Origin of the sequence: Streptomyces albiflavescens, assembly GCF_014645835.1 — a bacterium.
In the GTDB taxonomy this organism is placed as follows: Bacteria; Actinomycetota; Actinomycetes; order Streptomycetales; family Streptomycetaceae; genus Streptomyces; species Streptomyces albiflavescens.
Map to the genome: position 1 here is coordinate 41,571 of NZ_BMMM01000011.1, position 12,819 is coordinate 54,389.

Annotated in this window: 11 protein-coding genes, 1 pseudogene and 2 riboswitches; of the genes and pseudogenes, 7 read left to right on the plus strand and 5 right to left on the minus strand. The window is 69.2% G+C overall.

The features are described from left to right. Positions 1-38: 38 nt before the first annotated feature. Both IEY95_RS27495 and IEY95_RS27500 read left to right on the plus strand, forming a co-directional pair. Positions 39-722: pseudogene (locus IEY95_RS27495) on the plus strand (NADPH-dependent F420 reductase); the annotation flags it as partial. A gap of 44 nt (positions 723-766) precedes the next feature. Further along, positions 767-1,441: an HAD-IA family hydrolase gene (locus IEY95_RS27500; protein WP_229703424.1), complete on the plus strand. Its 675-nt coding sequence runs from the start codon at positions 767-769 to the stop codon at positions 1,439-1,441. Here IEY95_RS27500 and IEY95_RS27505 read toward each other — a convergent pair. From IEY95_RS27505 to gcvT, 5 genes are all read right to left on the minus strand, one after another. Beyond that, a complete protein-coding gene (locus IEY95_RS27505) occupies positions 1,415-1,972 on the minus strand; it encodes a glycoside hydrolase family 25 protein (protein ID WP_189188848.1) in 558 nt (185 codons plus the stop codon). The genes IEY95_RS27500 and IEY95_RS27505 overlap by 27 nt on opposite strands. Before the next feature lie 172 nt (positions 1,973-2,144). After that, entirely contained in the window at positions 2,145-3,512 is a 1,368-nt protein-coding gene (locus tag IEY95_RS27510; RefSeq protein WP_189188849.1) for an L-serine ammonia-lyase, read from the minus strand. Between the two features lie 161 nt (positions 3,513-3,673). Continuing rightward, complete coding sequence (gene glyA / locus IEY95_RS27515) at positions 3,674-4,936, minus strand: serine hydroxymethyltransferase (protein ID WP_189188850.1); 1,263 nt, start codon at positions 4,934-4,936, stop codon at positions 3,674-3,676. A 13-nt stretch (positions 4,937-4,949) separates the two neighbouring features. Further along, positions 4,950-5,327 carry a glycine cleavage system protein GcvH gene (gene gcvH / locus IEY95_RS27520; RefSeq protein WP_189188851.1) on the minus strand — a complete coding sequence of 126 codons (378 nt, stop codon included), beginning with the start codon at positions 5,325-5,327 and terminating at the stop codon, positions 4,950-4,952. 119 nt (positions 5,328-5,446) lie between these two features. Beyond that, the gene (gene gcvT / locus IEY95_RS27525) at positions 5,447-6,565 is read right to left on the minus strand and encodes a glycine cleavage system aminomethyltransferase GcvT (protein ID WP_189188852.1); all 1,119 of its coding nucleotides are present in this window, start codon (positions 6,563-6,565) and stop codon (positions 5,447-5,449) included. A gap of 34 nt (positions 6,566-6,599) precedes the next feature. Next, a riboswitch (glycine riboswitch) is annotated at positions 6,600-6,712 on the minus strand. Next, a riboswitch (glycine riboswitch) is annotated at positions 6,713-6,805 on the minus strand. Positions 6,806-6,979: 174 nt separating this feature from the next. Here gcvT and IEY95_RS27530 point away from each other — a divergent pair. The 5 genes from IEY95_RS27530 to IEY95_RS27550 all read left to right on the plus strand — a co-directional run bounded on the left by IEY95_RS27530 (position 6,980) and on the right by IEY95_RS27550 (position 12,794). After that, entirely contained in the window at positions 6,980-7,648 is a 669-nt protein-coding gene (locus tag IEY95_RS27530) for an AAA family ATPase (protein ID WP_189188853.1), read from the plus strand. 129 nt (positions 7,649-7,777) lie between these two features. Further along, positions 7,778-8,554: an enhanced serine sensitivity protein SseB gene (locus tag IEY95_RS27535; RefSeq protein ID WP_189188854.1), complete on the plus strand. Its 777-nt coding sequence runs from the start codon at positions 7,778-7,780 to the stop codon at positions 8,552-8,554. A 160-nt stretch (positions 8,555-8,714) separates the two neighbouring features. Next, positions 8,715-9,515, plus strand: a complete 801-nt coding sequence (locus tag IEY95_RS27540) for an enhanced serine sensitivity protein SseB C-terminal domain-containing protein (protein ID WP_189188855.1) — start codon at positions 8,715-8,717, stop codon at positions 9,513-9,515. A 466-nt stretch (positions 9,516-9,981) separates the two neighbouring features. Then, the gene (locus IEY95_RS27545; protein ID WP_189188856.1) at positions 9,982-10,980 is read left to right on the plus strand and encodes an ABC transporter permease; all 999 of its coding nucleotides are present in this window, start codon (positions 9,982-9,984) and stop codon (positions 10,978-10,980) included. Between the two features lie 59 nt (positions 10,981-11,039). After that, positions 11,040-12,794 (plus strand): ABC transporter substrate-binding protein, encoded by a 1,755-nt coding sequence (locus IEY95_RS27550; protein WP_229703425.1) that lies wholly within the window; start codon positions 11,040-11,042, stop codon positions 12,792-12,794. Positions 12,795-12,819 lie beyond the last annotated feature (25 nt).

Here is a 12,819-nt window from a genome sequence, read left to right on the forward strand (position 1 = left end):
CCGCCGCCGGGGTTGGTGACCCTCATCAGGACCACCAACCCCGGAAGGGCCTGGCACTCATGAAGATCGGCATCATCGGCGCGGGCAACATCGGCGGCAACCTCACCCGGCGGCTCACCACCCTCGGCCACGACGTCTCCGTCGCCAATTCCCGCGGTCCCCACACACTCACAGCGCTCGCCGAGGAGACCGGGGCGACACCCGTCAAGGTCGAGGACGCGGCACGCGGCGCCGAGCTCGTCGTGATCACGGTCCCGGTGAAGGCGGTCCCGGACCTGCCGTCCGGGCTGCTCGACGAGGCGGCGGACGGTGTCGCCGTCATCGACACCGGCAACTACTACCCCCAGCAGCGCGACGGCAGGATCGCCGCGATCGAGGACAACGGCCTCACCGAGAGCAGCTGGACGGCCCAGCAGATCGGCCACACCGTCATCAAGGCCTTCAACGGCACCTACGCCCAGGACATCCTGGACCGCCCGCGCCCGGCCGGCGCCCCCGACCGCATGGCCCTCCCGGTCGCAGGCGACGACGAGGACGCCAAGCGCGTGGTCCGCGCCCTGATCGACGACCTCGGCTTCGACACCGTCGACGCCGGCGGCCTCGGCGACTCCTGGCGCCAGCAGCCCGGCACCCCGGTCTACGGCCTGCAGGAGGGCCTCGACTCGGTGACGAAGGCGCTCGCCGAGGCACCCCGGGAGCGCTCGGCGGACTTCCGCGCCTGATCCCGACTCCCGCTCCCCGCCCGGCCAATGGCATGATCACGTCCGTGACCAGCGAAATCGTAAGGCCCCCTGCCGGAAAGTACGTCCTGTTCGACGTCGACGGAACGCTGATTGACGCGGTGGACAATCAGCGCCGTGTCTGGGAAGCGTGGGCGACGCGCTACGAGGTGGACCCCCGGCAGGTCCACCGCGTGGCGCTGCGCACCCGCCCCATGGAGACCTTCGCGACCGTCGCCCCGGATCGCGACCCGCGGGAGTGCCTGGCCGCCCTGCACGAGTTGGAGGACGAGGACGTACGTTCCGGCGTCTACGGCGCCTTCGAGGGTGCCGCGGAGCTGCTGGCCGCGCTGCCGGCCCGGCGCTGGGCGCTGGTCACGTCGAACTACGAGCACCGGGTGCGTGGCCGGTTCGCCCGGACCGGCCTGCCCGTTCCGGAGGTGCTCGTCGACGCCGCCGCCGTCGAGGAGGGCAAGCCGTCGCCGGTGCCCTACCTGCTGGCGGCGAAGCTCCTCGGCGCCGAGCCGGCGGACTGTCTCGTGGTGGAGGACGCGCCGTCGGGCGTGGAGGCCGGGCTGCGTGCCGGAATGACGGTGTGGGGAGTCAACGCTCCCGAAGTGGACGGCGTCCACCGCCACTTCGGGAGCCTGAGCGAGGCGGTACCCGAGATCCTGGCCTTCGCGGTCGGAGAGCGCTCAGCCGCCGTCCGCCCAGTCGACTAGCGCCGCCTTGTTCGCGAAGTCGGCGACGTCCTTGTCCAGGGGTTCGTCGGTGTACTGGTGGAAGCGCCACTTCGCCTGGATGCGGGGCTTGCCCGCGGTCACGTAGTCGGCGATCCACAGGCCGTCGCCCGCGTACGACGTCGTGTCGACGTTCAGCCAGTAGTTGCGGTTGGTGTAGAGCACGACCCGGTGATCGGGGCGGAGTTCCTTCACCTTGCGGATGAAGCGGTCCTTCTCCGCGTTGCTCGCGTGGGTGCCGTCGCCGGTCGTCTCCCAGTCGACGGCGAGCAGGTCGCCCGCCTTCTCCGGGGCCTTGCTGAGGAAGTACTCGGCCTGGGCCGTGATGTTGCCGGGCCACAGGAAGTGGTAGAAGCCGACCACGCAGTCGGCGTCGCGGGCCGTCTTCACCTGGGCGGTCAGCTTCGGGTTGACGTACGAGCGGCCCTCCGTCGCCTTGATGAAGACGAAGGAGAGGCCGTCGGTGTCGTACGAAGAGGATTGGTACGCGCTCACGTCGATGCCGCGCAGCATGGCGACTCCCTGAAGTGCCGGTGGGGGGAACAGGAGTTGTGGTTGATTCCTGCCCCGCCCTGGCACGTGTGATCCCCGCCCGCGGCGGGAACCTCAGCCTCGGGTGGCCATCGATCCCGGCACCGAGGCCGACTTCGCCGACCGGTCCGAGGTGATCACGCTCGTACGAAGTTCAGCACTCGATGATGTTGACGGCCAACCCGCCCCGCGCCGTCTCCTTGTACTTGACGCTCATGTCGGCGCCGGTTTCCTTCATGGTCTTGATGACCTTGTCGAGGGAGACCTTGTGGGAGCCGTCGCCGCGCATGGCCATTTTGGCGGCGGTCACGGCCTTCACGGACGCCATGCCGTTGCGTTCGATGCAGGGGATCTGGACGAGGCCGCCGACCGGGTCGCAGGTGAGGCCGAGGTTGTGCTCCATGCCGATCTCGGCGGCGTTCTCGACCTGTTCGGGGCTGCCGCCCAGGACCTCGGCGAGGGCGCCGGCGGCCATCGAGCAGGCGGAGCCGACCTCGCCCTGGCAGCCGACCTCGGCGCCGGAGATGGACGCGTTCTCCTTGAAGAGCATGCCGATGGCGCCGGCGGCGAGCAGGAAGCGGACCACGCCGTCCTCGTCGGCGCCGGGCACGAAGTTGATGTAGTAGTGCAGGACCGCCGGGATGATGCCCGCGGCGCCGTTGGTGGGGGCGGTGACCACGCGGCCGCCCGCCGCGTTCTCCTCGTTCACGGCCATGGCGTAGAGCGTGATCCACTCCATCGCGTGGGCCAGCGGGTCGCCCTCGGCGCGGAGCTGGCGGGCCGAGACGGCGGCGCGGCGGCGGACCTTGAGGCCGCCGGGCAGAATGCCCTCACGGGACATGCCGCGCGACACGCACGCCTGCATCACGCGCCAGATGCCGAGGAGCCCCTCGCGGATCTCCTCCTCGGTGCGCCAGGCCCGCTCGTTCTCCAGCATCAGGGCCGAGATCGACAGGCCCGTCTCGCGGGTCAACCGCAGCAGCTCGTCGCCCGTGCGGAAGGGGTACTTCAGGACCGTGTCGTCCAGCTTGATGCGGTCCTCGCCGACCGCGTCCTCGTCGACCACGAAGCCGCCGCCCACGGAGTAGTACGTCTTCTCCAGCACGAGCTCGCCGGAGGCGTCGTACGCGAAGATCGTCATGCCGTTCGCGTGGTACGGCAGCGCCTTGCGGCGGTGCAGGATCAGGTCGTCATCGAAGGAGAAGTCGATCTCGTGCTCGCCGAGCAGGTTGATCCGCCCCGAGGACTTGATCTGCTCGACCCGCTCGTCGGCCCCTTCCACGTCGACCGTCCGCGGTGACGCGCCCTCCAGGCCGAGCAGCACCGCCTTGGGGGTGCCGTGCCCGTGCCCGGTCGCGCCCAGGGAGCCGTAGAGCTCGGCGCGTATGGAGGTCACCGGGGCCAGCAGATCCTCATTGCGCAGTCGCCGGACGAACATGCGTGCCGCACGCATCGGACCCACCGTGTGGGAGCTGGACGGGCCGATGCCGATCGAGAACAGGTCGAAGACCGAGATGGCCACGGTGGGACTCCTAGCTGGATTTCGCCGGACGCCGTTGTCCGGAGGAGGTGGTGCTTGGGGCGGGGCACCGCGCTCACCTCCCAGTGTGCGCGGCGCCCCGGACGTTTCGCGCGAAACACGATGCTCGCACGAAAGGCTTGTACGGCAAAAACCGTACGGAACTACTTCAGGCCGGGGTAGAGCGGGTGCTTGTCGGCCAGAGCGGACACCCGGGCCTTGAGGGCCGCCGCGTCGTAGGACGGCTTCAGCGCCTCGGCGATGATGTCCGCGACCTCGGTGAAGTCCTGGGTCGTGAAGCCGCGGGTGGCGAGGGCCGGCGTGCCGATGCGCAGACCGGAGGTGACCATCGGCGGGCGCGGGTCGTTCGGGATGGCGTTGCGGTTGACCGTGATGCCGACCTCGTGGAGGCGGTCCTCGGCCTGCTGCCCGTCCAGCTCGGAGTTGCGCAGGTCGACCAGGACCAGGTGCACGTCCGTGCCGCCCGACAGGACGTCCACGCCCACGGCCTTCACGTCGTCCTGGACCAGGCGCTCCGCCAGGATCCGGGCGCCGTCGAGGGTGCGCTGCTGGCGCTCCTTGAAGTCGTCCGAGGCGGCGACCTTGAACGAGACGGCCTTGGCGGCGATCACATGCTCCAGCGGACCGCCCTGCTGACCCGGGAAGACCGCGGAGTTGATCTTCTTGGCCAGCTCGGCCGTCGAAAGGATCACGCCACCGCGCGGGCCGCCCAGCGTCTTGTGGGTGGTGGTCGTGACGACGTGGGCGTGCGGCACCGGGTTCGGGTGCAGGCCCGCCGCCACCAGGCCGGCGAAGTGCGCCATGTCGACCATGAGGTACGCGCCGACCTCGTCCGCGATGCGGCGGAACTCCGCGAAGTCCAGCTGGCGCGGGTAGGCCGACCAGCCCGCCACGATCAGCTTCGGCCTGGACTCCTTGGCGAGGCGCTCGACCTCGGCCATGTCGACCTGACCGGTCTCCTCGTTCACGTGGTACGCGACCACGTTGTAGAGCTTGCCGGAGAAGTTGATCTTCATGCCGTGGGTCAGGTGCCCGCCGTGCGCGAGGTTCAGACCCATGATGGTGTCGCCCGGCTTGAGCAGCGCGAACATCGCGGCGGCGTTGGCCTGGGCACCGGAGTGCGGCTGCACGTTGGCGTGCTCGGCGCCGAAGAGCGCCTTGATGCGGTCGATGGCGATCTGCTCGACCACGTCGACGTGCTCGCAGCCGCCGTAGTAGCGGCGGCCCGGGTAGCCCTCGGCGTACTTGTTGGTGAGGACCGAGCCCTGGGCCTCCATGACCGCGACCGGAGCGAAGTTCTCCGAGGCGATCATCTCCAGGGTGGACTGCTGGCGGTGCAGCTCGGCGTCGACGGCGGCGGCGACGTCGGGGTCCAGCTCGTGCAGGGGCGTGTTCAGAAGCGACATGTTCTACGACCTCTCAGCCGGCGGAAAAGGCGGTGTACTCGTCGGCGGAGAGCAGGTCGGCCGGCTCCTCCGCGACGCGCACCTTGAACAGCCAGCCGCCCTCGAAGGGCGCGGAGTTCACCAGCGACGGGTCGTTGACCACGTCTTCGTTGATCTCGGTGATCTCGCCGTTGACCGGGGAGTACAGGTCGCTGACCGACTTCGTCGACTCCAGCTCGCCGCAGGACTCACCCGCGGCCACCGTGGAACCGACCTCCGGAAGCTGGGCGTAGACGACATCGCCGAGCGCGTTGGCCGCGAACTCGGTGATGCCGACCGTCGAGACGCCGTCCTCGGCGACCGACAGCCACTCGTGCTCCTTGCTGTAGCGCAGCTGCTGGGGGTTGCTCATGGCCTGAATTCTCCTGTACGCGGGGGAGTGCTGATGAATGGGGGACTGCTGGACCTGCCGGTGGGCAGGGAAGCGGCGCGCGGTGTCGCTGTCGGCTACTTCTGGACCGCGCTCAGTCTCTACTTCTGACGCTTGTAGAACGGCAGCGCCACGACCTCGTACGGCTCGTGGCTGCCCCGGATGTCCACACCGACTCCGGCTGTGCCCGGAGCGGCGTGCGCGGCGTCGACGTACGCCATCGCGATCGGCTTGCCCAGTGTGGGGGAGGGGGCGCCGGAGGTGATCTCGCCGATCACCTTGCCCTCGGCGACGACCTGGTACCCGGCGCGCGGGACGCGGCGGCCCTCGGCGATCAGGCCGACGAGCACCCGCGGCGGGTTCTCGGCGGCGCGCTCGGCGGCGGCCTCCAGGGCGGTACGCCCCACGAAGTCGCCCTCCTTCTCGAACTTCACGACCCGCCCGAGTCCCGCGTCGAACGGGGTGAGCGACGTGGTCAGCTCGTGTCCGTACAGCGGCATGCCCGCCTCCAGGCGCAGCGTGTCGCGGCAGGACAGGCCGCAGGGGACGAGCCCGACCGGGGCGCCCGCATCGGTCAGCGCCTGCCACAGCTTCTCGGCGTCCGAAGGGGACACGAACAGCTCGAAGCCGTCCTCTCCGGTGTAGCCGGTGCGCGCGATGAGCGCCGGGACGCCCGCGACCGTGCCGGGCAGACCCGCGTAGTACTTGAGGCCGTCCAGGTCGGCGTCGGTGAGTGACGTGAGGATGCCGGGGGACTCGGGGCCCTGCACGGCGATCAGCGCGTACGCGTCACGGTCGTCGCGCACCGACGCGTCGAAGCCCGCGGCACGCTCCACCAGGGCGTCGAGCACGACCTGCGCGTTGGAGGCATTGGCGACGACCATGTACTCGGTGTCGGCCAGCCGGTACACGATCAGGTCGTCGAGGATGCCGCCGTCCGCCTGGCAGATCATGGTGTAGCGGGCGCGGCCGACACCAACGGAGGCGATGTTGCCGACGAGGGCGTGGTTCAGGAGCTCGGCCGCCTGCGGGCCGGTGACGGTGATCTCGCCCATGTGCGAGAGGTCGAAGAGACCGGCCTTCGTACGGACGGCGAGGTGCTCGTCGCGCTCGGAGCCGTAGCGCAGGGGCATGTCCCAGCCTGCGAAGTCGGTCATCGTCGCGCCGAGCGAACGATGCAGGGCATCGAGCGCGGTGTGACGGGGTGCGTTGCTGCTCATCGGTGGGGCTCCCAAGGCATGACGGCGAGGTCGTTCCTCCCCATCTGTCATCGGAACCTGAGAGGTTCATCACGACCCCGCGAATCGGTGGTCCTGACTTGCACCTTGGGTGGAGCCACTGGTCAGCGGCCCGCTTTTCAGATGTGCCTCGCCCGCGCGGTAACGGTGCCTGAGAGATTCAAGGGAGGGACTTGCTCCTTCGGCGCCCAGGGTGACCTGGGACTCTCCCGCGCGGATTCAAGCGGCCGGTATGCAGTTGGCGCGCACATCATTGCACGCGCCGTCCGATGACGTCAGCCCGCATCTGTAACCGGCCTGTGGCAGTCCGAGTACGGAAACGGGAAGCGCCGCGCATTACCTTCTCTTTACACTCGACGGGGATGGGACTCCAGACCCAAGAGGAGGACGATCACGGTGAACAGGACCACGGCGTACGCGACGACCTCGGGCATCGCGCTGCCCAAGCAGCCCGGAGCCCGGGCCCGGGAGTCGTGCGGCCCGCTCCCGACGGCCGTCGTCCGCGACCTCAGGGACCGCGCGGGACACAGTCCGCACGGGCTGCACTTCGGGGCGTACGACCTCGTCGTGGTCACCGGGCTGCCGGGCAGCGGCAAGTCGACGCTGATGCGCCGGGCCGTCACGGGCGCGCGCATCGACTCCCAGGACACCCGCGACCGCTGGGACGACCGGATGGCGCGCTGGCTGCCGTACGCGGTCTACCGCCCCCTCGTCCGCCTCGCGCACTACGCGGGACTGCGCCGCGCCCTGCGCTCCGACGCCGGTGTCGTCGTGCACGACTGCGGTACGCAGGCCTGGGTGCGCCGCTGGCTCGCCCGCGAGGCCCGGCGCCGGGGCGGCGCGTTGCACCTGCTGCTGCTCGACGTCACGCCGAAAACCGCCCTCGAGGGCCAGCGCGACCGCGGCCGCGGTGTCTCGCGGTACGCGTTCGCGCGCCACCGCGGCGCGGTCACCCGGCTGCTGCGCTCCGTCGAGAAGGGCGACCTGCCGGAGGGCTGCGGCTCGGCGGTCCTCATCGACCGGGACGCGGCGGACGTGCTGCGCCGGATCGACTTCGGCGGCTGAAGGACCGTACGAGCCGACGACGGAAAGGTCATAGGAAACAGGCGTACGAGAGGGGCGTACGAGCCCACTAACCTTGCCAGCCGGAACACCGGAGCACCCGAACAGCGGTTCACAGCAGGCGGTAGACAGATGGACTTCCCCGACTTCCCGGCACAGGCGCACCCCCATCCGCACGGCGGATGGCCAGGCAACGAACTGGAGGAGGTGCTGTCGGCCTCCCTCGGCGTGCCCTCGGCAGGCGCCCGCATCCTTGAGGTCCTCGGCCGCAGCTTCGTCTGGGTGCCCCTCCCGAGCGGCGGCGGTCCGCAGTCCGGCCCGCTCGATCTGCCCACGCTGGAGATCGAGGGCCAGGCGTACGTCCCCGTCTTCAGCTCCGAGGAGCAGTTCCGCCAGGTCACCGGCGGCCACATGTCCTACACCATCGCGCCCGCCGTCGAGTTCGCCCGCGGACTGCCCCCGCAGGTCGGCATCGCGGTCAACCCGGACGGCGTGGTCGGCGTACCGCTGCCGCCGCTCGCCGTCGCCGAGCTGTGCCGGGGCGGTCGGACCCCGCTGGACGGGCCCGCGAGCGGCGGCCGGGTGCGGCTGTTCGAGCCCGACTGGCAGGAGGACCCGGTGGACTTCCTGTCCGCCGCCTCCGCCGAGTTCGCCGAGACCGGCGTCGTGCTGACCGCCCGCCGCTGTCTGGCCGCCATCGAGACCGCCGACCCCGTCATGTTCATCGGCGTCGAACTCTCCCAGTGGGAGGGCGACCTGCGGGCGCTGCCCATGGAGGCGGTGGGCCGCGCACTGGGCCGGGTCGCGGTGAAGTGGCCGGTGAACCTCGTCCTCCTGGACGTGGCCCAGGACCCGGTGGGCGAATGGATGCGCGCCCAGGTGCGGCCCTTCTATCAGCAGGCCCACTAGGAGCGCCCCCTCAGGGGCACGGGGAACCGCGCGACCAGCCAGGAACGACTCGCACGCGCGTGTCGGCAACAAGCCCCGGGCTCTTGGGCGGTTGTTGTCGGCCGAGCCACCTAAGCTGGTTTCATATCCAGGGGCCAGGATTCTCGAAGGGCGGTAAAGGGTGAGCGCGAGCGGCACGGCGGCGGCCGGGCAGGTCGAGCACATGCTGCGCCAGGTGACGCCCGGGCGCTATGACGCCTACGAGGCGCTCCTTCGCGCGCTCGCGACCCCGTCGTCCGGCCAGATCTGGATGCTGCTCTGGCACGGCCAGGCCGGCTCCCCGGACGCCCAGTACGGAAACATGGAGGTGGACGGCTTCGGTTACGCGCCCTGTGTCACCTCCGCCCAGGAGCTCTCGGCCAGCGGCTGGAACCGCTCGTACGAGGTCGTCGACGGCCTCGACGTCGCCCGCACCCTGTACCCCGACCACTTCGGCCTCTGGCTCAATCCGCATGCTCCGGGCGGCGGCCTCGGCATCCCCTGGCTGGACCTGCGCCGTATCGCCACCGGCCTGGAGCGCCAGCCCGCGGGCCCGCTCCGGCTCTCCGAGCCGGGCATCGAGATCCCGCAGTTCTACGCCCTCCTCTCGCAGAACGCGCACCGCACCTCGGCCGTGCGCTCGCTGCGCCGCGCCTGGGTGCAGCCCGCGCTCGGGGCGCCTTATCTGGCCATCGGCCTTGACGTGTACGACACTTCGCCGCCCGCCGTCGACTCGGTGCGCGCGATGATGCAGCAGTCCATCGGCGCGGTCCCGGACGGGCTGCCCGTCTCGACCGTCGCGATGTCCGACGAGTACGACCCGGTGGCGATGTGGCTGCGGGCCAACGCCCGGCCGTTCTACGACCGCGAGGCGCACGCGGCTCCGGCGCAGGCACCGGTGGCGGGCGGCTACGGCTATCCGCCGGCCCGTGGCGGCTACTGACCGCGAGGACCGGGCCCGGGGAGCTCAGGGCAGATCCCGGCTGCCATCATGACCTCGTGTGGCGGTGTCGCGTCGGCCGCGTCTCGCGGCTGACCTGCGCGGGAGTGGCCGTAAGGGCTGAATGTCCACTTTGAGGCCGACATGTGACGAAAGGGTGTCTCGTGAGCCCTTGCGGCACAACTGTCCCCTGTCCGGCCCGCGTTACCCACTGTTCGGATAACGGAATCCCCTTAACCGCATCACGGTTGCGCATACTTTCTCCACCAGACCTGGCACGTGATCGTGCGCGCACTGAAGACTCCCCGTCAGACATGGGGTCATCGATCCTGTGAGCGAGTGCAAGTCGAAGGATCAGCCGGGAAACCACTCCGCACCATCTGCGGTCCCTCCCGGCATGCAAGTGAACCAAGCCGCAGACAGCGGCGGGCGTAGGCCGGTCACCACCGGTCAGAGGGGTCGGGTCACTGTGACCGCACCGATCGAGACCACCGGGGCGGCACCGGAAGCACAGCCGGAGGCCGTGCTTGCCGGTGTCGACAAGGGGCAGATCGAGGGCCGTTCCCTGGGACAGATCGCCTGGACGCGCTTCAAGCGCGACAAGGTGGCGGTCGCCGGCGGTGTCATCGTCGTCCTGCTCATCCTGGTGGCCGTGCTCGCGCGGCCCATCCAGGCGATGTTCGGGCTGGACCCGAACGCGTTCCACCAGGAGCTGATCGATCCCAACACCTCGCTGCCCAAGGGCGGCCTCGGCGGGATGAGCGCGGACCACCCGCTGGGTGTCGACCCGAAGTTCGGGCGCGACATCGCCACCCGCATCCTGGAGGGCTCCTGGGTGTCGCTGGTGGTCGCCTTCGGCGCCACGATCCTGTCGAACGTGATCGGCGCGATCATGGGCGTCGTCGCGGGCTACTACGGCGGCCGGGTCGACTCGATCATCAGCCGCCTGATGGACACCTTCCTCGCCTTCCCCCTCCTGCTCTTCGCGATCGCCATCTCCGCCACCCTGCAGGGCGGCGCGTTCGGCCTCGAAGGGCTTCCGCTCCACCTGAGCGTGCTGATCTTCGTCATCGGCTTCTTCAACTGGCCCTACCTGGGCCGGATCGTGCGAGGCCAGACCCTGGCCCTGCGCGAGCGGGAATTCGTGGACGCCTCCCGGGGCATGGGCGCCAAGGGCCCGTACATCCTCTTCCGGGAGCTGCTCCCCAACCTGGTCGGCCCGATCATCGTCTACTCGACGCTGCTCATCCCGACCAACATCCTCTTCGAGGCGTCCCTGAGCTTCCTCGGGGTCGGTATCCAGCCCCCGCAGGCGTCCTGGGGCGGCATGCTCAGGGAAGCGGTCACCTTCTACGAGGTCGACCCGCAGTACATGATCGTGCCTGGCCTCGCCATCTTTGTGACCGTCCTGGCGTTCAACCTGCTCGGCGACGGTCTCCGCGACGCTCTCGACCCGCGCAGCCGCTGAGGCCGGCCGCACACCGAGAGCCCATCAAGTTTCCGACAATGGAGGGGAACCCGCCCATCATGCGAAGGTCAGCGCTGGCCGCAGTTGCGGCCATCGGCTCCGCGTGCCTGCTCGTCGCAGGCTGCAGCAAGGCCGATGACAACAAGAACGACGACAACAACACCAAAGCAGCTGGGGCCAACGCAGCGACCAAGGATGTTGTCAACGCCTCCACGAAGAAGGGGGGCACGGTCACTTACGAGCTGTCCGACGTCCCGGACTCCTTCGACCCGGGCAACACGTACTACGCGTACATGTACAACCTCAGCCGGCTGTACGCCCGCCCGCTGATGACGTTCCAGCCCGGCGCCGGCGAGAAGGGCAACACCCTCGTCCCGGACCTCGCCGCGAGCAAGGGCGTCCCGAGCGACGGCGGCAAGACCTGGACGTACAAGCTGCGTTCGGGCCTGAAGTACCAGGACGGCTCGCCGATCACGTCCAAGGACGTCAAGTACGCCGTCGAGCGCTCGAACTTCGCGCGTGACGTGCTCTCCCTCGGCCCGAACTACTTCCAGCAGTTCATGGCCGGCGGCGACAAGTACAAGGGCCCCTACAAGGACAAGAGCGCCAAGGGCCTGTCGTCGATCGAGACCCCCGACGACACCACCATCGTCTTCAAGCTGAAGACGGCCTTCCAGGAGTTCGACTACCTGGTCGCGGCGCCGCAGACGGCTCCGGTGCCCCAGGCGAAGGACACCGGCGTCGACTACGTCAAGAACATCGTGTCCTCGGGCTCGTACAAGTTCCAGAGCTACTCCGAGGGCAAGCAGGCCGTCCTCGTGCGCAACGAGAACTGGGACGCGAAGACCGACCCGCTGCGCAAGCAGTACCCGGACAAGATCGTCGTCAACCTGAAGGTCAACGCCGAGACGATCGACAAGGACGTCCTGGCCGGCGACGCGATCGACCTCGGTGGTACGGGTGTCCAGGCCGCGACCCAGGCGCAGCTGCTCGCCTCCGCCGACAAGAAGGCGGGCACGGACAACACCTACGGTGGCCGTCTCGTCTACATGGCGATCAACACCAAGGTGAAGCCGTTCGACAAGGTCGAGTGCCGCAAGGCCGTGCAGTACGCGATCGACAAGGTCTCGGTGCAGACCGCCGAGGGCGGCCCGATCCGCGGTGACGTCGCCTCCACCGTTCTCCCGCCGGACATCCCGGGCTACGAGAAGTCGGACGTCTACGCGTCCGCCGGCAACAAGGGCGACGCGGCCAAGGCCAAGGAGCAGCTGAAGGCCTGCGGCAAGTCGTCGATCAGCACGAACATCTCGGCGCGCAGCGACCGTCCGCAGGAGATCGACGCGGCCACCGCGATCATCAACTCGCTGAAGAAGGTCGGCATCAACGCCAGCCTGAAGCAGTACCCGTCGGGCAAGTACTTCACCGACTACGCGGGTGTCCCGAAGTTCACCGAGAAGCAGAACATCGGCCTGATCATGATGCAGTGGGGTGCCGACTGGCCGTCCGGCTACGGCTTCCTGCAGCAGATCCTGAACGGCAGCGCGATCGGCGAGTCGGGTAACACCAACCTGTCGCAGTACGACAACAAGGATGTCAACGCCCTCCTGGAGAAGGCGATCGGCACCGAGGACATGACTGCGCGCAACAGCCTCTACACCGAGATCGACAAGAAGACCATGGACGACGCCGTCCTGGTCCCGCTGACCTACTTCAAGGTCCTGCTGGCCCGCCCGCAGAACGCCACCAACCTGGTTTCCACGGCAGCCTTCAGCGGTCAGTACGACTACCTCAACATCGGCACCACGAAGAAGTAGCAGCCCCGGAAGGCAGGTGAAGGCA

What these genes read in the sequence shown, in the direction of transcription:
- IEY95_RS27505 (WP_189188848.1), bottom strand. Translation starts at nt 1,972, where the DNA reads ATGCTGCGCGGCATCGACGTGAGCGCGTACCAATCCTCTTCGTACGAC.
- IEY95_RS27535 (WP_189188854.1), top strand. Translation starts at nt 7,778, where the DNA reads ATGGACTTCCCCGACTTCCCGGCACAGGCGCACCCCCATCCGCACGGC.
- IEY95_RS27550 (WP_229703425.1), top strand. Translation starts at nt 11,040, where the DNA reads ATGCGAAGGTCAGCGCTGGCCGCAGTTGCGGCCATCGGCTCCGCGTGC.
- gcvH (WP_189188851.1), bottom strand. Translation starts at nt 5,327, where the DNA reads ATGAGCAACCCCCAGCAGCTGCGCTACAGCAAGGAGCACGAGTGGCTG.
- glyA (WP_189188850.1), bottom strand. Translation starts at nt 4,936, where the DNA reads ATGTCGCTTCTGAACACGCCCCTGCACGAGCTGGACCCCGACGTCGCC.
- gcvT (WP_189188852.1), bottom strand. Translation starts at nt 6,565, where the DNA reads ATGAGCAGCAACGCACCCCGTCACACCGCGCTCGATGCCCTGCATCGT.